Genomic DNA, 23092 nt, shown 5'->3' with positions numbered 1-23092 from the left:
ACAGGCTTTTGAGGAAATAAGTGGCTTGACAGATTGGTATGCTGTGTTGAGACCGATGAGGGTCCCTCAGTGGCAAGTGTGCCCACAAGGCGGAAACCTCGGCCTCGTCCTACCAGTTACCCAAGCCCAGGTAGTACAGCGGGTGAGTGAGCACCGCGATGATGCGGTCGCGGTATTCAAGCGGCAGCATCGGGAAGATAGCGATGCCGACCAGGATCAAGACGATCAGCGTCACGAGGATGCGTTTCTTGGTGATCATGAGTGCCTCCTTTGTGCGGTTACGAGTTCCATGCGGGCCTCGGCGAGGATATCGTTGACGAGGTCGACGCCCTGCGGTGTGGCCAGGAGCGGGCGGTCCTCGGGGTGCTCGTTGAAGTGCCGGATGAGGGCGTCGAGGCCGGTGAAGGGGATGCCGATCGTCCGGCAGCACAAGCCCCACGGCCCGTCATACGTGTCCGGATCTGCAAATGGATCAACATGATGCTTGACGGTGTTGATGTCAAAAATTCGCACGTTCTGGTCCCATCGGAAGGAGGCGTCGCTGCCACATCCGTCAGAGGCGGATTCCAGATACTTATGGATTGACAGATGAGGAGCCGCGTGAAAGTCGATGCTATCTGGGGATAACACCGTCATTGAACGATCCTTGATGGTGTTTTTCAGGTCTTCCATTGGATTCTCAGAAAAGAGATGATAGGCAAAAAATGCTGCTACCACCGCAATACCGATAGTTGTCTTGAAGGCGTGCGTTAAGAAACCGAGCATGAGTGCTCCTACGACGGTCATGCAGAGGATCGCGTAGCTAGTGAGGTATCCGATGTTGGTGAGACGCTCACCTCGTATGACAACGTGGCCGTTGACGAATCGAACATGGGGACGCAGATAGGGAACTATCGAGTCGCATGTCACCTGGGGCACTCCAGCTACTACCGGAATTGAAGCCAGATAGACGGCGAAACGGAAATCCCCGTAGTGTGTCAGGCGATAGATTCCTTCAACGATCGCTATCATCAGAGCGAGGATCACGGTCGCAATTACTGCGCGTTTCCACTCGTTGCGCCGCCATCTATCTTCACCCACGAGCGACTCGGTGCGATTGGAAAAGATGCTGGAGAGGAATCCGCCGAACCCCCTACGTCGCGATCGAGTCATCGTTACCACCACGCCTGGGCGCGGGCATGTTGCCTCCGAAGAGTGCAGAAGGGCTCGTTGTTCATGCCCCGACGCTACCAGGAGTGTGACGCAGGCGGCAAGCATGAGCGCATGAGGCAACCCCGGCCTCGTCCCTGAGAAGAGAAGCGAAGTCGGGGCCCAGCAAGCCACAACCGCGACAGTCAGCGGCGCGACGCGAGCGCCGCGCGGGCGACCTCCTCGAAGGTGAGCGGGTCGCGGCCCGTCACGTCGCGCACGGTCGTGGAGACGACGTTCATCTCGCCGCGCGCGATCGACGTGTAGGTCGACACCCACGAGTCGTACTCCCACTGGGCGGCCGGCCACTTCTTGCGCGACTCGTACGCCTCCTCGATGGTTTCGCGCACGTAGGTGACGGGCCGGCCCTGCACACGGGTGAGGATTGCGGCGATCTCGTCGAGGGTCAGGGCCTCGGGACCCGTCACGTCGAGAGTCTGATTCTCGTAGCGCCCCGGATCCGCCAAGACCCCGGCGGCCACGCGCCCCGCGTCCTCGCGCGCGACCACGCCCACGCGCCCGTCGCCCGCGGGCCCGAGGATGCGACCCTCCTCGTCCGGCAACTCCACGAAAAAGTCCGCGTAGAAGTTATCGCGCAAGAACGTGTACGTCATGCCCGACGCCTTGATGCGCTCCTCCGTGTGGAAGTGCGTGCGCGCTAGCGTAAACGTCGCGTCGGGCGCCGCGTTCATGAACGACAGGTACACGATGTGGCGCACCCCGGAGGCCGCCGCCGCGTCGACGAAGGCGAGGTGCTTGGCCAGGCGGTCCTCGCTCTCGGGCGCGGACACCATGAAGAGGATGTCAACGCCTTCCAGCGCGCCGCGCGTCGTGAGCGTGTCCTCGTACGAGCACTTCACCGCGACGGTGCCCGGCAGCTCGGGCGCGCGCGACGGCGTGTTCGCGAGCAGGCGCAGGGGCAGGCCGCGCTCGGACAGGAGTCGGGCGGTGGTGCCTCCGACGTTCCCGGACGCGCCGGTGATCGCCAGGGACGGGAGGGACGAGGCCTGGGCCGGTTCGTTCGTGAGGGCTTCGGGAGTGGGGGCGTCAGTCATGTGGCCAGTGTGCCACCGGCGTTGTGGCGTGTGCGCACGCCACGCGAGGTTTGGGCTGTGGGCGTAGCGGTCGATGGTGGGGTGATCCCGGGGATGCTCATGGGCGCGAAAAAATTCGCCCAGCAGGAGTGGATTCTGGTCCAAACCGCGAAAAAATTCGCCCTGCTGGCGAAAAAACGCTGATTTTGGGGTGTTTTGTGCGTGCTGGGCGAACTTTTTCGCGCGTGGGCGCTGATAGAGGCGAGCAGGGCGAATTCTGTCGCGCTTGTGGTGCCTAGACGCGGATGGGGAGGCCAGGCTGCGGTGCCGTGGGTGGTAGCACGGCGTTGCCTCCAAAAACTCGCATGCAATTCGATTGGGTGAAGTTTTAACAAAGCCCAGAAACGTTGCAATTCCAACGATCTGAATTCAAAGTTTGAAATAGTCGTGGGGGAATTGCATGCGAAATTGGGTGTGGGCGCAGGGGTGAGGGGTGTGAGGGGGCCTGGTCGCGGTGCCGGTGGGCGGCGGCAGGGCCAGGGCGGGCCGCCGCCCACGGCGCAGCCCGGCCCAAAGAAAACGGCCCATACAAACACCGGGTTTCATAGCTTCACAGCAACACTCCGAAAAGTCATATGAGAAATATGAGAGCTTCATAGGTTCTTCATAGGGTCGCGTGGGGAAATTGGTGTATCGACAAAAGGAGATCCCAATGACCGCCCTGATTCTGATCGCCATTGACCTGGTTGCCATGGCCGCCCTCGTGTTCGGCCTGTACTTCCCACGGCATCGCCGCGCTGATTTGGTCGCAGCGTTCCTGGGAGTGAATGTCGGCGTCCTCGCCGTCACGATCATCCTCGCGAACTCGACTGTGAGCGCGGGCCTGGGCATCGGCCTCTTCGGTGTTCTCTCGATCATCCGACTGCGTTCGGATCAGATCTCGCAGACGGAGATCGCCTACTACTTCGCGTCGCTGGCGCTCGGCCTGCTGACGGGCATGTCCTCGGCGGTGACCCCGCTGCTCGGTGGCCTCATCGCGCTGATCCTCGTGGCGCTGGCCTTCGGTGATTCGAAGCTGGTCTTCGGCCGCTACACCTCACAGACCGTGCAGCTGGACCGTGCGATCGCCGACCCGGCCGAGCTGAAGGCGGCCCTCGAGCAGCGCCTGGGCGCGTCCGTTGCCTCGGTGAATGTCGTCAAGCTAGACCTCGTGAATGACCTGACTCTCGTGGACGTTCGCTCCAAGGTCGCCTGACACGCCGGGCTGACACGCCCGCCGGCCCACCAGCCGACACCACCGCCACCCGCAGACCGCCACAACTGAGGACACGACTCATGAACGCCACCCTGAACTCGATTCTCGCCGACCTCGACTGGATCGGCCTTGATGAACTGAATAAGCGCGCGGCGATGCTGACCCGAGTGGACCGCAAGTACGCGCTGGACGCGGCCACGGCCTCGGCGATTTTGAGCCGCCTCCCCGAGGACGCGAAGGTCCTCCAAATCGACGGCCAGGTGTCCCAGGGCTACGCGTCCACCTACTACGACACCCCCGACATGGATTCGTACCTGCTGACCGCGCTCAAGCGCCGCCGCCGCTTCAAGGTCCGCACCCGCTCCTACCTCTCGTCGGGCGCGTCCTTCCTGGAGGTTAAGACCCGCGGCCCGCGCGGCGTGACCGTCAAGAAGCGCGTGCCGATCTCGTGGGACGAGGCCGGGGCTCCTCTCGCGGGTGAGCGCCGCGCGTGGGTGGCCGGGAAGGTTGAGAAGACGGGGTACGGTCACCTGGTGCCCGCCCTCGAGCCGGTCCTGGCTGGGTCCTATGAGCGCAACACTCTGCTCCTGCCTGGTGGGCAGGGCCGCGCGACGGTGGACACGAAGCTGACGTGGTGCTCACTGCGCACGGACGGCACTGAGGTTGGTCGCCCCGACCTGGTCATCATCGAAACGAAGTCGGGTGCGACCCCCTCGGTCGTTGACCACCTGCTGTGGGAGGGCGGCGTGCGCCCCGTGAAGATCTCGAAGTACGGGACCGCGATGGCCGCCATGCACGACCTGCCGGCGAACAAGTGGAACCGCACGCTGCGCCGCTACTTCCCCGAATACGTCGAGGTCCCCGAACTCACGCACTCCACGCCCCTCACGATGGCGGCCTGACAGACCTCATAACGGCGCCCGCAGTTTCGACAGCACGCGAAACGCAAGCGCTCACCATAAGAAACACAAGCTTTAACTGCACGAAAGACACAGACACATGAAAGCCCTTCAGAAATTCTGGACCCCCGCCCGGACGATCGGTGCGATCGCCCTCGTCGGAACCCTCGCGCTGGGCGCATGCGGCGCCTCGGGCGTGACCTCCTCCGGCTCCAGCGCGACGAGCGCGACCGCTGCCGTTGCAGCCGCCGGAACCAACGGCGACACGACCGCGCCGCCCACCGCGGCCGACGCCCTGGCCTCGAACGCGAAGGCCTCGTACGTGAAGGACAGCGACTGGAAGGCCTCGGACGCCGTCGACGTGACGCTGAGCGGCACGACCGCGACCTCCTCGTCCGACGCCGTGAGCGTGAGCGACGGCGTGCTGACCATCTCCAAGGCCGGCGTCTACAAGCTCAGCGGCTCCTTCACCGGCAAGGTCGTCGTGGCCGCGGGAGCTGAGGACCAGGTCGTCCTGATTCTCGATAACGCGACCATCACCTCCTCGACGGGTGCCGCGATCGAGGCGACCAGCGGTGACGACCTCGTTCTGTCTCTCGAGGGCGCCTCGACGATCACCGACGGCACCTACACCGGCACGGAGGACGCGAACGCCGCCATCTACGCCGACATGGACCTGACGATCACCGGGTCGGGCACGCTCACCGTGACCTCCGGCGCCTCGGACGCGATCACCTCCAAGGACGACCTGTACGTCCTGAGCGGCACGATCAACGCCACCGCCTCGGACGACGGCCTGCGCGGCAAGGACTCCCTGACGATTGCGGGCGGCACCGTCACCGTGAACTCCGGCGGCGACGCCCTCAAATCCGACCAGGACAACGACGACACCAAGGGCTACGTCAACATCGCGGACGGCACCGTCACCCTGACCTCGGGCGGCGACGGCATCGACGCGTACACCGACGCGATCGTCACCGGCGGCACCCTGTCGATCACCTCGGGCGGTGGCGCCTCGGCCGGCAAGCCCTCCACGGGCTCGACCAAGGGCATCAAGGCTCAGACCTACATCATCGTCGACGGCGGCACGACCACCATCGACGCCGGGGATGACGCCATCCACTCCAACGGCGCCCTGCGCTTGAGCTCCGGCACGATCACCGCCGCCTCCGGCGACGATGGCGTGCACACCGAGGTCGCAGCCGTCCTGGACGGCGCAACCGTGACCGTCACGCAGTCGAACGAGGCCCTCGAGGGTGGCCTCATCACGATCTCCGACGGCACCGTCGACTTGACCTCGAGCGACGACGGCATCAACGCCTCGGGCTCGATCACGGTCGAGGCCGGCCTGGCCGCAGTTGCCGAGTCCAGCTCTAACACGACGTCCTCCGATTCGACGGCCACCGCGACCACCCAGCAGATGGGCCCCGGTGGCATGGCTGACGGTGGCGGCTCGATGGAGGACACCGGCGAGCAGCTCACCATCACCGGTGGCACCGTGACCGTCAACGCGAACGGCGACGGCCTTGACTCCAACGGCTCGCTGACCATCAGCGGCGGCACGACGACCGTCTACGGCCCGGCGTCCGGCGCGAACGGCGCCCTGGACAGCAACGGTGCCATGAGCATCACGGGTGGCACGGTCATCGCCTTCGCGACCAACGAGATGGTGGAGACGCCGACCACGACCGACGGCCAGGGCTGGATCTCCGCCTCCGCGACCGGCTCCGCCGGATCCACGGTGACGATCACCGACGCCAACGGTTCGGTCCTGGGCACCTACACCTCGCTCAAGGCCTTCGGTAACGTCATCTACTCGACCTCCGGCATGACCAACGGCTCCACCTACACGGTGAGCGTCGACGGCACCGCCACAGAGGCGACCGCCGGTCAGGGCGGCATGGGGATGGGCGGACAGCCCCCGGCCGGTGGTCCGGAACAGGGTGGACAGCCCCCGGCCGGTGGTCCGGAACAGGGTGGCCAGCCGCCGGCTGGCGGTCAGCCCCCGGCGGGCGGTCCGGGTCAGGGCGGTCAGCCCCCGGCCGCACCCCAGGGCTGAGGCCTCCTGAATAGTGCGCCCCGCGTGATTGTCGACACGCGGGGCGCACGCATGCCTCCATCACGTCTCTATCGCCGAGGCCCCACCCGGGATCTCACGCCCGCACCCTCGCTCACCACCCCCGGGAACAGCGCAACTAAACTGGAACAGGAGGACGAGGCCCCGGCCTCGTCAATAAGAACGAAAGGACCCCTCATGCTCCCCTCCGAGAAGCTCGCCGAACTCGGCCTCGAACTGCCCGCCGTCGCCACGCCCGTCGCCGCGTACGTGCCCGCCGTCATCGACCGTGGCGTCGTGCGCACCTCCGGTCAGATCCCCGTCGTGAACGGCGAGCCCGTGTGCATCGGCGCGGTCGGCGAGGACGGCGCGGACCCCGAGGACGCCAAGGACGCGGCGCGCGTGTGCGCCCTCAACGCCCTGGCCGCGGCCGCCTCCGTCGCGGGCGGCATCGACAACCTCGCGGGCGTCGTCAAGGTCGTGGGCTTCGTGTCCTCGCGCCCCGACTTCTACGGGCAGGCCGGCGTCATCAACGGCGCCTCCGAGCTGTTCGGTGAGATCTTCGGCAGCCAGCACGCGCGCAGCGCCGTCGGTGTCGCCGCGCTGCCCCTCAACGTGAGCGTCGAGGTCGAGGCCGAGTTCCTCATTAAGTGAACGCGCGCGGCCGGCTGAGGCATGCCTACACTGGGTAAGGTTCGCTGAAATGGCCCGTCGGGCCGAAGGATAAGGAAAAGACATGACTGACCGTCAGATGTTCAAGCTGGTCGACGCCAACACCGTCCCGTCCACGGACGGCGGCTGCGGTTGCGGCTGCGGTGGCGAAGGCAAGAAGGAGCGCGCCGAGCAGGCCCCCGCTGCGCAGGCCCCCGAGCAGGGTGGCTGCGGCTGCGGCGGCCACGGCCATGCCGCTGAGGCTCCCGAGGCTCCCGCCGAGCAGGCCGCCCCTGCCGAGCACGCCGGTTGCGGCTGCGGCGGACACGACGCCCCCGCCGAGCGCCCCCACGAGATGGCTGCCGAGCCCCTGACCTCCACCGCGGGCGGCTGCGGCTGCGGTGGTCACGGCGGCGGACACGGCAAGGAGCACGCTGGCGGCGCCGGTGTGGTCCATCGCCCCGGCGCGGACGAGCTGGTCATCCACTCGATCCCCCGCGTCGTGCGCCACGCGGTCCTCTTCGCGGCGGTCGACAACCTGCCCGTCGGCGAGAACATCCAGATCTGCGCGCCCCACCAGCCCGAGCCGCTGTTCGCGCACCTGCAGGACTCCGAGCAGCACTACCGCGTGGAGACCCTCGAGGTCGGCCCCGTGGATTGGCGCTACCGCATCACGCGTCTCGGCTGATCGCCCTCCCTTCAACGAGGCCGTGGCCCACTCCCGCTGTCCGGCGGGCTGGCCACGGCCTCGTCGTGTGTGTAGAGCGCGGCGGTCCGATGCCTCGTGCATGTGTGCACGCCTGTTGACGTGCGCGGGTGGGTCTGATCCCGTGTCTGCTGGGGTGCTTGCCGACGTGCGCAAACGGGCGCCCGTTCGGGTGTCCATTCGCGTGCCTGGGAGCGCCTGAGCCGGTACCGTTGGTGTATGAGCTTCTTTGACATGACTTCTGACGCCGACGTTGAGGACGACCTGGATCGCGTCGAGACCGACGTGGTCGTGGACTGCGACATTGAGGCCGCATGGGCGCTCGTGTCCGAGCCGGGCTGGTGGGTCAACGATGGCCCGCTGGGTGACCACGAGGTGAGCCTCGGGGACGACGGCATCTATCGTGTGAGCGACCCGGACGCCGGTGACTGGCTGATCGAGAAGGCCGACGAGGATCCGATGGATGTCGTCGCCTTCCGCTGGTATCCGCTGGCCGACGACGAGCTGCCGGACGAGTACGCGACCCGCGTCGAGGTCTCCCTGTCCGAGGAGCGCGGCGGCGTCGCCATCCACGTGGAGGAGTCGGGTCTGGCGTCGGTCTCCGACGACGAGGCCGAGGCCCGCCAGGCGTATGAAGATGCGATCGGCATGTGGGAACAGGTCCTGGCCGCAGCGAAGAGCTACCTCGAGGGCCGCTGAACGCTGAAACAAGCTGAATGACAAACCCCCGCAGCCTCACGGCTGCGGGGGTTTGTTGTAGGTGCGGTGCGCGCGTTGTAAGTAGCTCATCGTCGCATTGGGCATGTCTGCTCGAGCTGCTTGCGGCGGGTTAGTGCAGCGTTACATGTAAGGTCTGTAAAGCTCTGTAGCCTAGGTGTGCGCAAGTGGTAATGACTCTAATCTAGCCAATATGTGATCTCACCCTTGCGCTATGGAAGTGTGAGTGTCTATAAGCGTGTCGTATCATCAGCGCGTGTGTCAAAGGTGATAGATCTGTTTGCATGATGAATCTAGGTTCCAGCAGAAGGGCATGCACAAGATGACCGATCTCCCTCAAGAAGAGTGTCTTAAGCCTGATCAGCTGCGATCGATGACTGAATGTGAACGGGCTATTCACGCTATTTCGGAGAAGACTGGAAAGAGTCCGCTGGATATCTGGCGCGCAAATGAAACCTGGCTCGGTGAAAAAGCTTCAACAGTCGATTTCAAGCCGGATCGTAAACCTTTGGGGATTATTATTCTGGTAATATGGATCATTGTTCCATATTTCTTCTATGCGAGTTTTCGTGCGACAGGTTGGTATGGTTTTTCAGCGGGAATACTTGTGCTCGGGGTGTTGATGACTATTGAGATAGTTTGTCTTATGTTCATGCAGAAGCTACTTGTTCCTTTTGGTAAAATTCTTCGCAGTCTATCGGGAGTCGTATTTTCTATAATTTTGACGATGTTTGGTTTCCTCTCAACTCTGGATTCTGTGGCTAACCGTTTTACACTAGCTTTAATTGGTGTTCTTGTTGCAATGGCATGTATTTCTTTTTTGAATTCTCCACTGGAATTGCTCTGGAATCATTCTGTGAAAGAGCGGGATGATTATGGAGAGCAGCTTTCTACGCTTCGGTTGGTTCGTCCATTACTTGCAGGTAGGTCTAGGTCGGCCGTGGAGAGTCGATCTTCTGTGGTTTCCTGTGCGCGACTACGGGCAGTTGTGGACTGGGATTAGTCGGTGCTGGCATCTGCAGTATTGCTTGCCTGATGGTGTGGGGTCGTGTGAGCAGGGGTGCGCTTCCGAGTCTGCGCTTGTGCCCGATGGGGCGTTAGATTCGAAAGGAGTTGAGCCCTCTATCGGGTAGTTCGGAGAAGTGGCGTGGCATGGGGTATTGTCTGCCACGCGTGCTGGCGCTGTGATCGTTTTGTTGTGCTGGGTCTGCTGTCGTTGCGCTGAAGTTGGCGTGCGTGGTGGTTTGGTCCGCGGTTGTGCTTGTAAATGTCGGTGCTACACCCGATACGTAGGCAGTGCACCCGTTCTGATCGGGTGTAGCGTCCCGTAAGAGGTGCAGTGTCCCGTAACGGGTGCAGTGTCGGATGTAGGAGTTGATGCGTGAACCGTGGTGGAGCTTGTTCCTCAGTGGTGTGACACCCGATCGGCAAGATTCAACCCTTTCTGATCGGGTGGAATCTACCCGATGAGGTGGAATCTTCCCGTTCTGGTTGAATCTTTGCTTGCTGGGAGTGGGTATGGGCTTCGGCGGAGGTTGCTTGGGTGCTGCAAGGTGTGGTCACCAGGGAATTACGTGCGGAATTGATAGCGGACGCCTCACCGACGCTGCTGTGTGTGCGGATGCTGCGTGCGGCGACGCTGCTGCATCCCCGGATGCCGCGTGCCTCGTCGCGCCCATTTCGCCGCGTGCCCGCCGCCGTCAGTCCGCCGTGAGCGCCGGGCCTACTCCGCGTGCCCCGCCTCACGCTCCGCCGCCTCGCGGGCGGCCTTCTTGGCGCGGGCGCGCGCCTCAACCTCTTCGGGGGTGAGGGGGCCCTGCGTCGAACCGTCGCTGCCGTCGGTGCGCTCCCACACGACGGCGAGGCTGTCGCGCGCGCCGAAGCGCGCCAGGTGGATGCCGACGATGAATTCGAGGCGATCGGCGCGCTCGGGCTCCGTGCGCAGCTCAAGCCTCAGATCAGATGCCGACGCGACGACGTCGAAGCGCCCCAGGACCGGGCCCTCGCGGTCGAACAGCAGGTGGCCGCTGCTCGCCTCCTCGTCCCAGAAGCCCGTGATCTTGTGGCCCATGTGGCTCACGAGCTGCTTGCCGTAGCGCGCCGCCCGCTCGGTCGGAATCGTGGCCACGGAGATCAGGGGGTACGAGGCCGGGGCGGTCGACGGGTCGGGTGTGGCGTGCGTCGAGGCCGGGGTTGAGGCGTCGGGGGTGCCAAGGGAGGAAGCGGGGGAGTGGGCGCCTGCGGGCACCTCGGTGTGGCCCGTCGAAGGCGTCGAAGTCTGCGTCATAAGGCAAACCTAACTTGAATGCGCCCCTTCTGCCATGTGGGGATCTAGATTCGGTCATGAGCGTGCCCGTGCGGTAGCGTTGGAGAGTCAAGCGCTTCGCGAGAGCGTGCAAAGACCGCGCAAAACGTCCCAGGTGGGGCGGGAGCAGGCGGAAGGAACAACGATGACCAGTGAGAAAGTCGAACACGGCGACCATCAGCAGGGCGGCGAAAAGCTTCAGCGCACGCTGAAAAACCGCCACATTCAGCTGATTGCCATTGGTGGCGCGATCGGTACGGGCCTGTTCATGGGCTCGGGTAAGACGATCTCGGTCGCCGGCCCCTCGATCCTGCTCGTCTACATGATCATCGGCGCGGTGCTCTTCCTGTTCATGCGCACCCTGGGTGAGCTGCTGCTCTCGAACCATAAGTACGCGACCTTCGCGGATATTGCGCGCGACCTGATCGGCCCGTGGGCTGGCTTCGTGACCGGGTGGACGTACTGGGCGTGCTGGGTGGTCACCGGCGTCGCCGACATGATCGCGATTACCGGCTACACCCACTTCTGGTGGCCGGACTTGCCCGCGTGGATCCCGATCGGCGCGACGACCCTGCTGCTTTTCGCCCTGAATGCGATGACGGTCAAGGCCTTCGGCGAGACGGAATTCTGGTTCGCCCTCATTAAGATCGTCGCGATCATTGCGCTGGTCGTCGTCGGTTTCGCCATGGTCGCCATGGGCACCGTCGATACCGAGGGAACCGCGGCCGCGGTCTCGAACCTGTGGAGCCACGGCGGCTTTTTCCCGACCGGATTCACCGGCTTCCTCGGCGGCTTCCAGATCGCCCTCTTCGCGTTCATCGGCATCGAGATGGTGGGTACGACCGTCGCCGAGACCGACGACCCGGACAACACCCTCCCGAAGGCCGTCAACTCCATCCCCGTGCGCATCATGCTCTTCTACGTGGCGGCGCTCGCGGCCATCATGATGGTGACCCCGTGGGATCAGGTGAGCCCCGAGAAATCACCCTTCGTCACGATGTTCTCGCTGACCGGCCTGGGCGCCGCGGCCACGATCGTCAACCTCGTGGTCCTCTCCTCGGCCGCCTCCAGCGCGAACTCCGGCATCTACTCGACCTCGCGCATGCTCTACGGCCTGGCGCGTCAGGAGCAGGCACCCGGCATCTTTGCCCGCCTCTCCAGCCACCACGTGCCCCTCAACGCCCTGTTCCTGTCGTGCGTGTGCCTGCTGTCGGGCATCGTCATCATGGGCATGGGTGGCTCGATTTCCGCAGCGTTTACGCTGGTGACCTCGGTGTCGGCGACGCTGTTCATGGGCGTGTGGGTGGTCATCGTTGTGTCCTACCTGGTGTACCTCCACAAGCACCCGGAGCTGCACGAGGCCTCGGCTTTCAAGGCCCCCGGCGGCGCGGTGAGCGCCTGGATCGTCCTGGCGTTCATGGGGTGCATGGGCGTCATTCTGGCGATGTGGGACGACACCCGCCCCGGCCTCGTCTACTCCCTGATTTGGATCGTGTTCATTGTGGCCGCGGCATTCGCGAACCGTCACTTCCTGCTGCGCCGGGCGTCGCGCGGTGTGCTCGGTGACGGCGGAACGGGCGAGGGTCCCCATCAGGGCCCTCACCTGCATGAGTAGCGCGACGAATACTAAGTGACTATGCTCACCAGAGTGCCACGGGAGCTCGACGCGAGCTGAGAGGGGACCACCCCCGACCGTAGAACCTGATCCGGATCATACCGGCGTAGGAAGGCTCTTCCCTCGTGGCCGCCGTGCAACACGAAGGGAGTATTTTCGCATGGCATCCACTTCTCCATCCCTCCGCTGGAGGGTCATTGACATCGTCACCGCCGCCGTCCTGGGCGTCGCATGCGGCCTCATTTTCGTCGTTTGGAACCAGGTGGGCGGTGCGGGCTACGAGGTCCTGAAGGCCGTTGCCCCCGGCCTGGGTGGCCTGGTGACGGGTGTCTGGCTGCTGGGCGGCACGCTCGGCGGCTACGTCATCCGCAAGCCCGGCGCCGCGTTCTTTGTTGAGCTGATGGCCGCGACCGTCTCCATGGCCCTGGGTTCCCAGTGGGCCGTCGAGACCATTTACTCGGGCCTCGCGCAGGGCATCGGTGCCGAGGTCGTCTTCGCTCTGGTCGCCTACCGTCGCTTCAACGCGGTGATCGTCTCCGCTGCGGGCGCCGTGTCCTTCGCCTTCGAGTGGGTCCTGGAGCTTTTCATCGCCGGTCACCTCGAGAAGGGCGTGCTCTACAACGCGATCTACCTAGTGTGTGGCGCGCTCTCGGGGGTCGTCCTGGCGGGCCTGCTCGCGTGGGCGCTGACGAACGCGCTCGCGAAGACGGGTGCCCTCGACCGTTTCGCCTCGGGACGCGGAGCGCGTGAGCTTGTCTGATTCCCGATCCATGGACGAGGCCCACTCCGCCTCCTCGAGCCCCGTTTCCTGCCCGGACGGCCAGGTGCCGCTGGGTGAGGGGGCGGGCGCGCGCGTGTGCGCGCGCGACTGGGGATGGCGTCACGCCGGGCGCAAGAACGCTGCGCTGTCGGGCGTTGATCTCGATATCGCGCCGGGCGAGCGCGTGCTCGTGTTGGGCCCGTCCGGGTCGGGCAAGTCGACGCTCATGGGCGGCTTGGCCGGCCTGCTGGGCGGTGCCGAGGAGGGCGAGGCCACCGGCACGCTCACCGTGGACGGCGTCGCCCCGGCCGAGGCCAGGGGACGCGTGGGCCTGCTCATGCAGGATCCCGAGGCCCAGGTGGTCCTCGCCCGCGTGGGTGACGACGTGGCCTTCGGCACGGAAAACCTGGGGGTTCCTCGCGAGGAGATCTGGCCTCGCGTGGAGAACTCGCTCGCGGCCGTGGGCCTGAGCGTCCCCCTCGATCATTCGACGACGGAGCTGTCGGGCGGGCAGAAGCAGCGCCTGGCGCTCGCGTCGATTCTGGCGATGGGCCCGGGGCTGCTGCTCTTGGATGAACCCACCGCGAACCTGGACCCGAGCGGCGTCGCCGAGGTGCGCGGCGCCGTCGAGGCCGTCGTGGAGCGCACGGGTGCGACCATGGTCGTCGTCGAGCACCGCGTTGACGTGTGGGCGTCCCTCGTGGATCGCGTCATCGTGGTCGCGGACGGCACGATCGCGGCCGACGGCCCGCTGAGAGAGGTCCTCGAGCAGCAGGCCGCCACCCTGCGCGAGCGAGGCATCTGGCTGCCCGGCGACGACGTCGCAGCCGAGGTCGGCCCCGCCCCCGAGGCCGCCCCGGCCTCGTTCGAAGGCGCGCAAGACGACGCGGAAAACGGCGCGCGAACCGCCGCCCCGATCGCCCGCGTCGCCGACCTGACGATCGGCTACGACAAGGCCGCCCCCGTGCGATCCGGCATCGACCTGACGATCGAGCGCGGCGTCTCCACCTGCATCGTTGGCGCTAACGGTGCTGGAAAATCAACCTTCGCGCTGACGCTGGCGGGCCTCCTGCCGCCCCTGGAAGGCACGGTCGAGGTTCAAACATCCGACGGCACGGCAGGTGACCCGCACGAGTGGTCCAGCAAGCAGCTGCTCGGCCGCATGTCGATGGTCTTCCAGGAGCCCGAATACCAGTTCCTGGCCTCCACCGTCGCCGAGGAGCTCGCGATCGGCCCGCGCGCCGCCGGCATGACCGACGAGGAAATCGCCCCCCTCGTCGACGAGCACCTCGAGGCGCTGGGCCTCACTAAGCTTGCGCGCGCTAACCCCATGACGCTGTCGGGCGGCGAGAAGCGCCGCCTGTCGGTGGCGACCGCGCTCATCAGCGCCCCCGAACTGCTGATCCTCGACGAGCCGACCTTCGGCCAGGATCGCGGCACGTGGCTGGGCCTCGTGCGCCTGCTGCGCGCCGCCCTCGCGCGCGGCGTCACCCTGGTCTCGATCACGCACGACCCCGCGTTCGTGGCCGCGATGGGCCAGCGCGTCGTCGACCTGGGGTTGGTTGGGATCCGAGGCGGGGGAGAGTCGCGCGATTCCGCCGAGTCCGCGCTCGCCTCCCCACGTGACGAGGCCTACTCTGGTTGCGCGTCCCACACGAGTGTCGGGTCGGAATCTGGCGATAGCGCGGACGCGACGATAATCGGCGATGCGACGGGTGCTGACGCGCCTGCGGGCGAGGTGCCTGCCAGTACGGCGACTGCGGGTGCCGCACGGATGTGTGCGCCCACCTCCGCCCGAGCGCCCCGGCGTGGCCTCCTCGCCCGCACGAACCCGGTCGCCCGCGTGCTCGCCCTCCTGGTCGCCACCACGCCCCTGCTGATCACGATCGACCCGGTGAGCGCGGGCGTGGCCCTCGCCCTCGAGCTCGCGCTCATGCCCCTGTCGGGCGTGTCCGCGCGCAGCTTCTTCCTCAAGGCCACGCCGCTGCTCGTGGCCGCGCCGCTGGGCGCGCTGTCCATGCTGCTCTACGCAAGCCCGGGTGGACACGTCTACTGGCAGCTCGGTCCCGCCGCGATCTCGGACCACTCGATGTGGCTGGCGCTGGGCATCGGCCTGCGCATGTGCGCGATTGTCATGCCTGCGATCGCCCTGCTCGACCGCATCGATCCGACCGACATGGGCGACGGCCTCGCGCAGATCCTGCACCTGCCTGCCCGCCCGGTCCTCGCCGCGCTCGCGGGTGCGCGCATGACGTCGCTGATGGCGGCCGACTGGAAGGCTCTCGAGCGTGCGCGGCGCGCCCGAGGAGTGGGCGACGCCTCGCGTATCCGTTCCTTCCTGCGAGGCTCCTTCTCGCTGCTCGTGTTTGCGCTGCGTCGCTCCGGCAAGCTGGCCACCACCATGGAGGCAAGGGGCTTTGGCGCGGCAGGCACGCGCACGTGGGCGCGCGTGTCGCGTATGCGCGCCGCCGATGCCGTCCTCATGGTTGTCGCCATCGCCGTGCCCGCGATCGCGCTGGCCGCGAGCGTCTGGGCGGGCACCTTCGCCCTGGTGGGCCGATGAGCGCCCTGACCTGGGAAGACGTGAGCGGGGGAGTGGGCCTGCGGGTCACCGTCCCCGTCACGATGGGCCCCGATGAGGCCGCCCGCGAGCTCGCTCCCCGCCTGAGTGCCCTGGCGGGGGAGCGGGCCACGGCTTCGTCCCACGGTGAGTCCGCGCGCGCATCGCACGGCGTCCCGGTCGTGACGATCGACGGCTACTCCGGGTCGGGCAAGTCCACGCTGGCCGCCGCCCTCGCGTCCCTCCTACCGGGCTGGCAGGTGCTGCACCTCGACGACTGGTACCCGGGCTGGGACGGCCTCGCGGCGGGTACCGACATCGCCCGGCGAATCGCCACCGACCTGCGGGGAGGGCGCGCCTCCTCCTACGAGGCCTGGGACTGGGAGGCCGGCGAAACCGGGGCGACGATCCGCGTCCCCCTGGCCCCGACGATCATTGAGGGCTGCGGTGCCATCGAGGCCGAGGCCGACCTCGCCATCTGGATCGCCGACCCCGGCGAGGACGAACGCCGCAGCCGCGCGCTCGCTCGCGACGGACAGACCTACGCGCCACACTGGAGGCGCTGGGCCGACCAGGATCTGGGGCGCTCGATACACTAGGCGCATGCTGCCGCCGCCTCCCGAACCCCCGCTGTGGGCGTGGCTCCTTGTCGGGGCCATCGATTTCGTGATCCGCGTTGTCGCGCTGGGGGTTGTGCCCAAGCATCGGCGCGCGTCGACCTCGACAGCGTGGCTGCTGCTGATCTTCCTGTGGCCCCTCCTCGGCGTGCCGCTGTACATCATCTTCGGTTCATGGTGGGCGATGGGCCGACGCCTCGACGACGACCCGGAGGCCAGAGCGCTCGTCGACGCCATCGTGGCGGACTCGACCGCGCCACAGCCGAAGTCCTTCGAGGTTCCCACCGGGCCGGACGGCCTACCTTACGGCTCGGACGGCGACACGGCATCGATCATGCGCCTGTCCGGAAACCTGAGCGGATTCCCGGCCTCGGCGGGGCGGGTTGGCCGCCTGTACAACGACACGGCCGAGACCTTCCGGGCGATGGCGGCCAGCATCGATGCGGCTACCCACCACGTGAACGCGCTGTACTACCAGACGTCCTGGGACGAGTACACGGCCCCGTTCTACGAGGCCCTTGAACGCGCCGTCGCCCGCGGCGTCACCGTCCGCCTGCTCGTCGACCACCACGGCATGCGCACGATCCCCGGACACAGGGACTTCCGTCGCCGCCTGAACGCGATGGGCGTCCAGTGGCACGAGATGCTGCCTTTTGCGCCGCTGCGCGGCCAGATTCGCCGCCCCGACCTGCGCAACCACCGCAAGATTCTGGTCATCGACGGGCGCGAGGCCTACATCGGGTCTCACAACCTCGTGGCCCCCGACTATGACACCCCCTCGTATCAGAAGGCCGGCATGCTCTACGACGACACGAGCGTGTCCGTCACCGGCCCCATCGTCGCCCAGATCCAAGCGGTCTTCGCCGTCGACTGGTACTACGCCTGCAAGGAAGTCCTCACGCCCGAGGTTCTCACCCCGCCCGCCGCTCAGGAAACGGGAGAGCGTGAGGAGGAGCAGGCCTCGGCCATGCAGATCATCCCGTCGGGTCCCGCATACAAGGGCGAGCCGAACCTGCGCGCATTCGTGCACATGATCTCCTCGGCGCGCACGCACGTGTCGATCACCAGCCCGTACTTCATCCCCGACGAGGCCCTCATGACCGCGCTGACGAACGCCGCGCTGTCGGGCGTGGCGGTCGAGCTCTTCGTCTCCGAGCAATTCGACCAGTTCCTGGTCGGCCACGCGCAGCGCTCCTACTACGGGCCGCTCCTGAAGGCGGGCGTACGCATTCACCTGTACCACAAGCCGCGGATGCTCCACTCGAAGTACATGATCGTCGACGGGAGCCTGTGCATCATCGGCTCGTCCAACATGGACGTGCGCTCCTTCGGCCTCAACTACGAGATCGTGCTCGTCGCCGACAGTGCGCGCCTGGTCGAGATGCTGCACGGCAACGACGAGCGCACGCGCCAGGTGTCCCGCGAACTCACGTACGAGGAGTGGAAGGGCCAGCCGTGGCACGTGCACTACGTCGACAACGTGTGCCGACTGGGGAGCTCACTCCTGTGAATGGTCACGATGGTCCGGGTATCAATCGCTCCACTGAGAGGGAAAAGAAAGCTTTGTCGAACGCACTGTCAGGCGCACTCGATGTGAACCCCTTCGTCGGGGAGGGGGGTGCGTACGACTCCGTGCGCCCCGCCTACCCGGACGAGGCCGTGGCCGCGTTGGTCGACGCCGCGCGGCGCGCTCGGGGTGCCGACGCGTCGGTGCAGGGCGGACCGCTGCGAGCGGCCGACATCGGCGCGGGCACCGGCAAGATGAGCGAGCTGTTGGCACGCGCAGGTCTCCTCGTGGACGCGGTCGAACCTTCCGAGGCGATGCGCGCCCAGGCCTCGTCGATCGAGGGTGTGACGTGGCACGATGGCGTGGCGGAGCAGACAGGGTTGCCGAACGACCTGTACGACATCGTTGTGTTTGCCCAGTCCTGGCATTGGGTGGATTCCGAGCGTGCGGGCCTCGAAGTGGAGCGCATTCTCGCCCCGGGAGGCGTGCTCGGAATCGTCTGGAACCAGATGGACGTGTCGATCCCGTGGGTGCACAGGCTGACGCGCATCATGCGCTCGGGCGACGTGCACCGTCCCGACAAGCCGCCCACGCCGGGCGGCGGCTTCGCGCCGATGACCCTCACCCAGGTCGCCTGGGAGGACCGCATGACACCCGAGGAGATACTCACCCTGGGGACGACGCGCTCCTCGTATATTCGCTCCTCGGAAGCGGGTCGGGCGCGCATGCAGGCAAACCTGCGCTGGTACCTGTATGAGCACCTGGGCTACGCGCCGGGGGAGCAGGTTACGATCCCCTACACGACCCTCGTGTGGCTCGCTCGCCTGTGAGGGCGTGGCCGCTGCGTGACTCAGCGGAAGGAAATCTCCTTCTTGGTCTTGTTGTCGAACCAGCGTCGGCGGCCGTCAGGTTCGACGACCAGTTGGATGTTGGAGCCGATGGGCAGGTCGTAGATGGCGATGCAGGCGGGCTCGAGATTGCAGATGTCGTTAAAGTCTGCCAGGAAGAGATTCTTCGAGTCGCGGATGTACTCGGCGGTGTCGCGGTCGGAGAGGACGCGCCATCCGGAATCATCCAACGCAATTGGTGTCTCGCGGATGAGCCACTTGATGTTGCCGGTCCGTTCGGCGATCTTGCGCGAGACGAAGGCGTACCCTGCGTCGCGAATGTAGGTGGTGTACATCAGTGCTCCTGTCGGTGGGTGTCATCCTGCGCGCGCAGGTAGGTGTCGATACGGTCTGCGAGGACTTGCCGGTCCTCGGAGGCGGTGCGGGCGCGCATGCAGGCGAACCTGCGCTGGTACCTCTACGAGCACCGCGGGTATGCGTCGGGGGAGACGGTGACCATCCCGTACACGACGCTCGTGTGGCTCGCCCGCCTGTGAGGGCGTGGCCGCTGCGTCAGTCAGCGGAAGGAAATCTCTTTCTCGGTCTTGTTATCGAACCATCGCCGACGCCCGTCAGGTTCGACGACGAGTTGAATGTCGGAGCCGATCGGCAGGTCGTAGATGCCGATGCAGGCGGGCTCAAGGTTGCACAGCTCGTTGAAGTCAACGACGGTCATGTTTTTTGGATCATCCAGGTACTCGTCCGTGTCGCGGTCGGAGAGGACGCGCCAGCCGGAGTCCTGAGGGGCGAAGGGTTCCTCGCGGGTCAGCCACTTGATGTTACCTGTGCGCTCAACAATCTTGCGAGAGACGATGGCGGCTCCGGCGCCTTGAATGTAAGTGGGGCGCATCATTGCTCCTGTCGGTGGGTGTGCGTGGGGCGGGGAATGGTGTACCCAACTTATCCGATTGTTGCCGCCGAGAAAAGACGATTGCTTGCGGCGGCGTCCCGACTGTTCCGGGGCGAAGGCGGAGTCCGCGAGACGTCGCTGCTCCACCTGCTCCTCCGGGCCTCGTGCCCCTCCTGAAGCGCGAGGCCACGCCTGGCACAATGGGGACCATGGGTCTGTCGTTTCTGGGAGTGATCGCTGCCCTCGCCATGTATGCGGTGAGCGTGGCGCCGTCGCTGATGGCGCGCTCCTGGGCATGGCACGCGGTCGCCTCGGGCGTCCTCGTCTCCTGCGGGTACGTCGGCGGCGTCATCGTCCAGAACGTGGGCGCCCGCATCATCGCCATGACGGGCCTGACCATCCGCGCATCCGAGCCCGTCGAGATCGGCTTCCGCGTCTGCGCCGCAGTACTCTTCGCGATGTGGTGGCTGTACGCCGTCATCCAGTCGTATCGCCGAGCTCGCGTCGCCGCCAGACTCGTGAGCATGCCGGGAGAGACCTTCGGAGAATACCTCCTGGGAACCGCCGGAACCGTCGTCGTCGCATGGTGCCTCATCGCGATCGTCGGTGCCCTGAACAGTCTCGGGCGCATGCTCATCGCCGCGCTCGGTGACTACATGCCGCGCCCCATTGCCGTCGTCGCCGGCGTGGCGATCCTGACCGTCATCGTCTTCTTCCTGACCTCGAACGTGATCCTGCGCGGCGGCATCGGCTTCTTCCGTCATCACGCCGAGCAGATGAACATGCGCACCGCGCGCGGCATCTACAAGCCCTTCGTCCCCGAGCGCTCTGCCTCCCCGGCCTCGCCCGTCACCTGGGAGTCGGTCGGAGGGCAGGGGCGCGTCTTCCTCGGCCGAGGCCCCTCGCGCCTCGATATCGCCCAGGTCAGCGGCGGCGAGGCCATGGAACCCATCCGCGTCTATTCCGGCATGCCCACGGGCGGGGCGGGCATCGAGGTGGCCGCGGCGACCGTCGTCGCCGAGCTGCGTCGCACGGGCGCATTCGATCGCGCTGTCATTCTTATTGCCGCGTCAACCGGGTCCGGCTGGGTCGACGAGTGGCAGGTCCAGCCCCTCGAGTTCCTCACGCGCGGCAACTGTGCGACCGCCTCGTTGCAGTACTCCTACGTGCCCTCGGCCCTCAACTGGCTGACCGGCCTCGAGCCCGCGCAGGAGGCGTCAGCCGCGCTCTTCCGCGCCGTGCGCGCCGAGCTCGACACGATGGACGAGGCCGACCGACCCGCGCTCTTCGTGTGCGGAGAGTCCCTGGGCGCCTTTGCCTCGCAGTCGGTGTTTTCCTCGGTCGAGGAGGCGCTGGACCAGGTGGACGGTGCCCTGTGGGTGGGCACGCCGGCGTTCACGCCGATGCACGCCGAGCTCACGGCGGCCCGCCACAAGGGCAGCCCCGAGGTGGCGCCCGTCGTCTACAACGGGCGGCGCGTGCGCTTCGTGAACGAGCCCTCCGACCTGCGCACCGACCTGTACGGCCGAGAGCTGGGTCCGTGGGGATTCCCGCGCCTCGTCTACGCACAGCATCCCTCCGACCCGGTCGTGTGGTGGAATCGCAAGCTCCTGTGGAACCAGCCGGATTGGCTGCGCGAGCGGGCGGGGCGCGACGTGTCCCGCTTCGTCGAGTTCACGCGCTTCGTCACCTTCATTCAGGTGCTTGCTGACCTGCCCGTCGCGGGTACGGCCCCCGGCGGCCACGGCCATACCTATAACGAGGAGCTGATCCCCCTGTGGAGGGCGATCCTCGGCTTTGATCGGCTCTTCGACGAGGTGCCGACCCACCCGCGTCTGGTGGCCCTCGACGGGTCTTGGGTGGACGAGGCAATGGTTCGGCGTATCGGCATCGTGGTGCGGGCGAACCTGGAGCTGTCAGACCGCCAGTAGGGTCTGACCGCGCCTTGGTGCCCGGCGCGGCACTTTGTCAGGACTGACGTGTGACAACGTGCTACTTCGTTGCGCTCTCTCTCGGTATTTGCCGTGGTAAGTAACCGCTCTCTATGCCCGTTATTTCAGGAGTGTCAGCGTTTGAGTTGTGGGAAAACGTGCTTTGTCAAACGAACATATGTGCAGTGGTCAGTGAACGTGTTGAAACTTTGCTGACCAGAGCGTTGAGGGCGTCCTTACTTCCCCTCATAATGCCTTGTAGCTACTGAATGGTAAGTGAGTAAGCCGTTGCTAGGTATCTGGTTGCGCAGTATCGTGCGGATTGTGAGCCGATGAACCTAACCGGTCGGTATGGCTCGCACGAATCAACATTGGAGTGAGCATGTCATACACATTTCACAGGGCGTTGATCGCAGCCCTGGCGACCGGCGCAATGGCAGCGTCTGGCGTCGCCTTCGGCGCTCCCGCCCTGGCAGCAACCCCCGCGCCCGACACGGACGGGCCGATGATCTCCAACCTCGCCACCACCAGCGAGGGCATCGGCGGTCAGGTCGCCTTCTCCGTCACCGACAATCCCGGGCTGTCCAGCATTGACCTGCGTGACCCCGCGACCGACGCGATCTTCTACCATCGTGTCGTCGACTTCCCTGGCAATGTCACCGCCGACGGCCTTCATCACTACCTCTTCACCATCAAGTTCTCCGACATTCAGGCCGCCTGGTCCCAGGCTGGCCATACCGATGCCCTCCCCGCGACCGTCGCGCTCGTCGCCTGGGGCAGCGACGGTCTGCCGTCCAAGCGCGCCGATGTCGCGATCACACCCGTTGCCATGTCCTCCCTCGACTTCGGTATCGAGTCCGGTCAGCTGAACATGACTGTCGGTCAGCAGACGTACATCGGCGTCACGCACAAGCCGGACAACGCCAACATGACGAAAGTCAACTGGACTGGTGACGATATCGACGTCCTGAATGTCGATGATCGCTCGGGCCGCGTGACTGCCCTGAAGAAGGGCTGCTCGGACGTCCGAGCCGTCGCTGACTACATGGATCCCACGGCCTTCGACCCGGTGATGGCTACCGTCCAGGTCTGCGCCAGTGAGCTGGGCAAGGACGAGATTGCGGTCAATTTCCTTCGCGTGGACTTCGAGGAGGGCGAGACTGTCACCCTCAAGCCGCTGCTGCCCGAGAAGTTCAAGGATGCCACCCTGTCCTGGAGCCTCGAGTATGACGGTGTGGTCATCCTGAAGGTGGCCGAGGATGGCAAGAGCGCGACGATCACCGGCGGTAACGTCGTTGATTGGAATCAGGTGAACCTGACCGCCACCCTGCCCGACGGAACCGAGGCAAGTGCGACGACGATCGCCGTCGTCAAGTCTGTGAAGCACGATGCGACTGCGCCCGCCCCGTGGGTTGACCCCGCGCCGCAGCCCGATCCGCAGCCTGACCCCCAGCCTGCGCCGGATCCCCAGCCGCAGCCCGAGCCTCAGCCGCAGCCTGACCCCCAGCCTGCTCCGGATCCCCAGCCTGCTCCGGATCCCCAGCCGCAGCCCGA

The 23092-nt window shown here is 65.9% G+C and carries 22 protein-coding genes and 1 riboswitch; of the genes, 16 read left to right on the top strand and 6 right to left on the bottom strand.

Annotated elements, in window-relative coordinates; translation table 11 throughout:
- Positions 1–109 precede the first annotated feature (109 nt).
- From HMPREF1478_RS10690 to HMPREF1478_RS03145, 3 genes are all read right to left on the bottom strand, one after another.
- Positions 110–259 carry a hypothetical protein gene (locus tag HMPREF1478_RS10690; protein ID WP_016460637.1) on the bottom strand — a complete coding sequence of 50 codons (150 nt, stop codon included), beginning with the start codon at positions 257–259 and terminating at the stop codon, positions 110–112.
- Entirely contained in the window at positions 256–1026 is a 771-nt protein-coding gene (locus HMPREF1478_RS03150; RefSeq protein WP_232207411.1) for a hypothetical protein, read from the bottom strand. Before HMPREF1478_RS03150 ends, HMPREF1478_RS10690 begins: the two co-directional genes overlap by 4 nt.
- A 308-nt stretch (positions 1027–1334) precedes the next feature.
- A complete protein-coding gene (locus HMPREF1478_RS03145; RefSeq protein ID WP_016460635.1) occupies positions 1335–2243 on the bottom strand; it encodes an SDR family oxidoreductase in 909 nt (302 codons plus the stop codon).
- Positions 2244–2300: 57 nt separating this feature from the next.
- On the opposite strand from HMPREF1478_RS03145, the gene HMPREF1478_RS10925 reads away from it, so the two are divergent.
- The 8 genes from HMPREF1478_RS10925 (at position 2301) to HMPREF1478_RS10545 (ending at position 9509) form a co-directional block, all read left to right on the top strand.
- A complete protein-coding gene (locus HMPREF1478_RS10925) occupies positions 2301–2426 on the top strand; it encodes a hypothetical protein (protein WP_286127237.1) in 126 nt (41 codons plus the stop codon).
- Positions 2427–2934: 508 nt separating this feature from the next.
- Positions 2935–3477 carry a DUF4956 domain-containing protein gene (locus HMPREF1478_RS03140; RefSeq protein WP_016460634.1) on the top strand — a complete coding sequence of 181 codons (543 nt, stop codon included), beginning with the start codon at positions 2935–2937 and terminating at the stop codon, positions 3475–3477.
- Between the two features lie 80 nt (positions 3478–3557).
- Positions 3558–4379 carry a polyphosphate polymerase domain-containing protein gene (locus tag HMPREF1478_RS03135; protein ID WP_016460633.1) on the top strand — a complete coding sequence of 274 codons (822 nt, stop codon included), beginning with the start codon at positions 3558–3560 and terminating at the stop codon, positions 4377–4379.
- 97 nt (positions 4380–4476) lie between these two features.
- The gene (locus HMPREF1478_RS03130) at positions 4477–6435 is read left to right on the top strand and encodes a carbohydrate-binding domain-containing protein (protein WP_016460632.1); all 1959 of its coding nucleotides are present in this window, start codon (positions 4477–4479) and stop codon (positions 6433–6435) included.
- Between the two features lie 195 nt (positions 6436–6630).
- Positions 6631–7086, top strand: a complete 456-nt coding sequence (locus HMPREF1478_RS03125; protein ID WP_003791248.1) for a RidA family protein — start codon at positions 6631–6633, stop codon at positions 7084–7086.
- Between the two features lie 82 nt (positions 7087–7168).
- Positions 7169–7771: a DUF2249 domain-containing protein gene (locus tag HMPREF1478_RS03120; RefSeq protein WP_016460631.1), complete on the top strand. Its 603-nt coding sequence runs from the start codon at positions 7169–7171 to the stop codon at positions 7769–7771.
- Positions 7772–8008: 237 nt separating this feature from the next.
- Entirely contained in the window at positions 8009–8488 is a 480-nt protein-coding gene (locus tag HMPREF1478_RS03115; RefSeq protein WP_034474869.1) for an SRPBCC family protein, read from the top strand.
- Between the two features lie 331 nt (positions 8489–8819).
- Positions 8820–9509 (top strand): aromatic acid exporter family protein, encoded by a 690-nt coding sequence (locus tag HMPREF1478_RS10545; protein ID WP_016460629.1) that lies wholly within the window; start codon positions 8820–8822, stop codon positions 9507–9509.
- A 720-nt stretch (positions 9510–10229) separates the two neighbouring features.
- Here the strand turns inward: HMPREF1478_RS10545 and HMPREF1478_RS03110 are convergent.
- Positions 10230–10793 (bottom strand): DUF2218 domain-containing protein, encoded by a 564-nt coding sequence (locus tag HMPREF1478_RS03110; RefSeq protein ID WP_016460628.1) that lies wholly within the window; start codon positions 10791–10793, stop codon positions 10230–10232.
- Positions 10794–10956: 163 nt separating this feature from the next.
- On the opposite strand from HMPREF1478_RS03110, the gene HMPREF1478_RS03105 reads away from it, so the two are divergent.
- The 6 genes from HMPREF1478_RS03105 to HMPREF1478_RS03080 all read left to right on the top strand — a co-directional run bounded on the left by HMPREF1478_RS03105 (position 10957) and on the right by HMPREF1478_RS03080 (position 18700).
- On the top strand, positions 10957–12426 hold the full coding sequence (locus HMPREF1478_RS03105; RefSeq protein ID WP_016460627.1) for an amino acid permease: 1470 nt from the start codon (positions 10957–10959) through the stop codon (positions 12424–12426).
- Positions 12427–12454: 28 nt separating this feature from the next.
- A riboswitch (TPP riboswitch) is annotated at positions 12455–12556 on the top strand.
- A 30-nt stretch (positions 12557–12586) separates the two neighbouring features.
- A complete protein-coding gene (locus tag HMPREF1478_RS03100; RefSeq protein ID WP_016460626.1) occupies positions 12587–13186 on the top strand; it encodes an ECF transporter S component in 600 nt (199 codons plus the stop codon).
- Between the two features lie 10 nt (positions 13187–13196).
- On the top strand, positions 13197–15749 hold the full coding sequence (locus HMPREF1478_RS03095) for an ATP-binding cassette domain-containing protein (protein WP_016460625.1): 2553 nt from the start codon (positions 13197–13199) through the stop codon (positions 15747–15749).
- Positions 15746–16345, top strand: a complete 600-nt coding sequence (locus tag HMPREF1478_RS03090; protein WP_016460624.1) for a nucleoside/nucleotide kinase family protein — start codon at positions 15746–15748, stop codon at positions 16343–16345. Before HMPREF1478_RS03095 ends, HMPREF1478_RS03090 begins: the two co-directional genes overlap by 4 nt.
- Before the next feature lie 4 nt (positions 16346–16349).
- Positions 16350–17873 carry a phospholipase D-like domain-containing protein gene (locus HMPREF1478_RS03085; protein WP_016460623.1) on the top strand — a complete coding sequence of 508 codons (1524 nt, stop codon included), beginning with the start codon at positions 16350–16352 and terminating at the stop codon, positions 17871–17873.
- Positions 17874–17926: 53 nt separating this feature from the next.
- Positions 17927–18700, top strand: coding sequence for a class I SAM-dependent methyltransferase (locus tag HMPREF1478_RS03080; RefSeq protein WP_148332947.1), 774 nt, complete (start codon positions 17927–17929; stop codon positions 18698–18700).
- 20 nt (positions 18701–18720) lie between these two features.
- Here HMPREF1478_RS03080 and HMPREF1478_RS03075 read toward each other — a convergent pair whose 3' ends face one another.
- Together HMPREF1478_RS03075 and HMPREF1478_RS03070 are read right to left on the bottom strand one after the other, a co-directional pair.
- Positions 18721–19053 carry an immunity protein Imm33 domain-containing protein gene (locus HMPREF1478_RS03075; protein ID WP_016460621.1) on the bottom strand — a complete coding sequence of 111 codons (333 nt, stop codon included), beginning with the start codon at positions 19051–19053 and terminating at the stop codon, positions 18721–18723.
- A gap of 221 nt (positions 19054–19274) precedes the next feature.
- Entirely contained in the window at positions 19275–19607 is a 333-nt protein-coding gene (locus HMPREF1478_RS03070) for a DUF2185 domain-containing protein (RefSeq protein ID WP_016460619.1), read from the bottom strand.
- Positions 19608–19807: 200 nt separating this feature from the next.
- Between HMPREF1478_RS03070 and HMPREF1478_RS03065 the strand changes: the two genes are divergently transcribed.
- A complete protein-coding gene (locus tag HMPREF1478_RS03065) occupies positions 19808–21538 on the top strand; it encodes an alpha/beta hydrolase (protein ID WP_083940076.1) in 1731 nt (576 codons plus the stop codon).
- A 382-nt stretch (positions 21539–21920) separates the two neighbouring features.
- On the top strand, positions 21921–23092 hold a 1172-nt coding region (locus tag HMPREF1478_RS10685; protein WP_016460617.1), incomplete at its 3' end, for an Ig-like domain-containing protein.

This window comes from Actinomyces sp. HPA0247 (assembly GCA_000411415.1).
Classification (GTDB): domain Bacteria; phylum Actinomycetota; class Actinomycetes; order Actinomycetales; family Actinomycetaceae; genus Pauljensenia.
The sequence above is the reverse complement of the archived record's forward strand: the minus strand, read 5'-3'. Positions and strand labels throughout refer to the sequence as shown.

What these genes read in the sequence shown, in the direction of transcription:
- HMPREF1478_RS10690 (WP_016460637.1), bottom strand. Translation starts at nt 259, where the DNA reads ATGATCACCAAGAAACGCATCCTCGTGACGCTGATCGTCTTGATCCTG.
- HMPREF1478_RS03145 (WP_016460635.1), bottom strand. Translation starts at nt 2,243, where the DNA reads ATGACTGACGCCCCCACTCCCGAAGCCCTCACGAACGAACCGGCCCAG.
- HMPREF1478_RS03140 (WP_016460634.1), top strand. Translation starts at nt 2,935, where the DNA reads ATGACCGCCCTGATTCTGATCGCCATTGACCTGGTTGCCATGGCCGCC.
- HMPREF1478_RS03135 (WP_016460633.1), top strand. Translation starts at nt 3,558, where the DNA reads ATGAACGCCACCCTGAACTCGATTCTCGCCGACCTCGACTGGATCGGC.
- HMPREF1478_RS03130 (WP_016460632.1), top strand. Translation starts at nt 4,477, where the DNA reads ATGAAAGCCCTTCAGAAATTCTGGACCCCCGCCCGGACGATCGGTGCG.
- HMPREF1478_RS03125 (WP_003791248.1), top strand. Translation starts at nt 6,631, where the DNA reads ATGCTCCCCTCCGAGAAGCTCGCCGAACTCGGCCTCGAACTGCCCGCC.
- HMPREF1478_RS03120 (WP_016460631.1), top strand. Translation starts at nt 7,169, where the DNA reads ATGACTGACCGTCAGATGTTCAAGCTGGTCGACGCCAACACCGTCCCG.
- HMPREF1478_RS03115 (WP_034474869.1), top strand. Translation starts at nt 8,009, where the DNA reads ATGAGCTTCTTTGACATGACTTCTGACGCCGACGTTGAGGACGACCTG.
- HMPREF1478_RS10545 (WP_016460629.1), top strand. Translation starts at nt 8,820, where the DNA reads ATGCACAAGATGACCGATCTCCCTCAAGAAGAGTGTCTTAAGCCTGAT.
- HMPREF1478_RS03110 (WP_016460628.1), bottom strand. Translation starts at nt 10,793, where the DNA reads ATGACGCAGACTTCGACGCCTTCGACGGGCCACACCGAGGTGCCCGCA.
- HMPREF1478_RS03105 (WP_016460627.1), top strand. Translation starts at nt 10,957, where the DNA reads ATGACCAGTGAGAAAGTCGAACACGGCGACCATCAGCAGGGCGGCGAA.
- HMPREF1478_RS03100 (WP_016460626.1), top strand. Translation starts at nt 12,587, where the DNA reads ATGGCATCCACTTCTCCATCCCTCCGCTGGAGGGTCATTGACATCGTC.
- HMPREF1478_RS03095 (WP_016460625.1), top strand. Translation starts at nt 13,197, where the DNA reads ATGGACGAGGCCCACTCCGCCTCCTCGAGCCCCGTTTCCTGCCCGGAC.
- HMPREF1478_RS03090 (WP_016460624.1), top strand. Translation starts at nt 15,746, where the DNA reads ATGAGCGCCCTGACCTGGGAAGACGTGAGCGGGGGAGTGGGCCTGCGG.
- HMPREF1478_RS03085 (WP_016460623.1), top strand. Translation starts at nt 16,350, where the DNA reads ATGCTGCCGCCGCCTCCCGAACCCCCGCTGTGGGCGTGGCTCCTTGTC.
- HMPREF1478_RS03075 (WP_016460621.1), bottom strand. Translation starts at nt 19,053, where the DNA reads ATGTACACCACCTACATTCGCGACGCAGGGTACGCCTTCGTCTCGCGC.
- HMPREF1478_RS03070 (WP_016460619.1), bottom strand. Translation starts at nt 19,607, where the DNA reads ATGCGCCCCACTTACATTCAAGGCGCCGGAGCCGCCATCGTCTCTCGC.
- HMPREF1478_RS03065 (WP_083940076.1), top strand. Translation starts at nt 19,808, where the DNA reads ATGGGGACCATGGGTCTGTCGTTTCTGGGAGTGATCGCTGCCCTCGCC.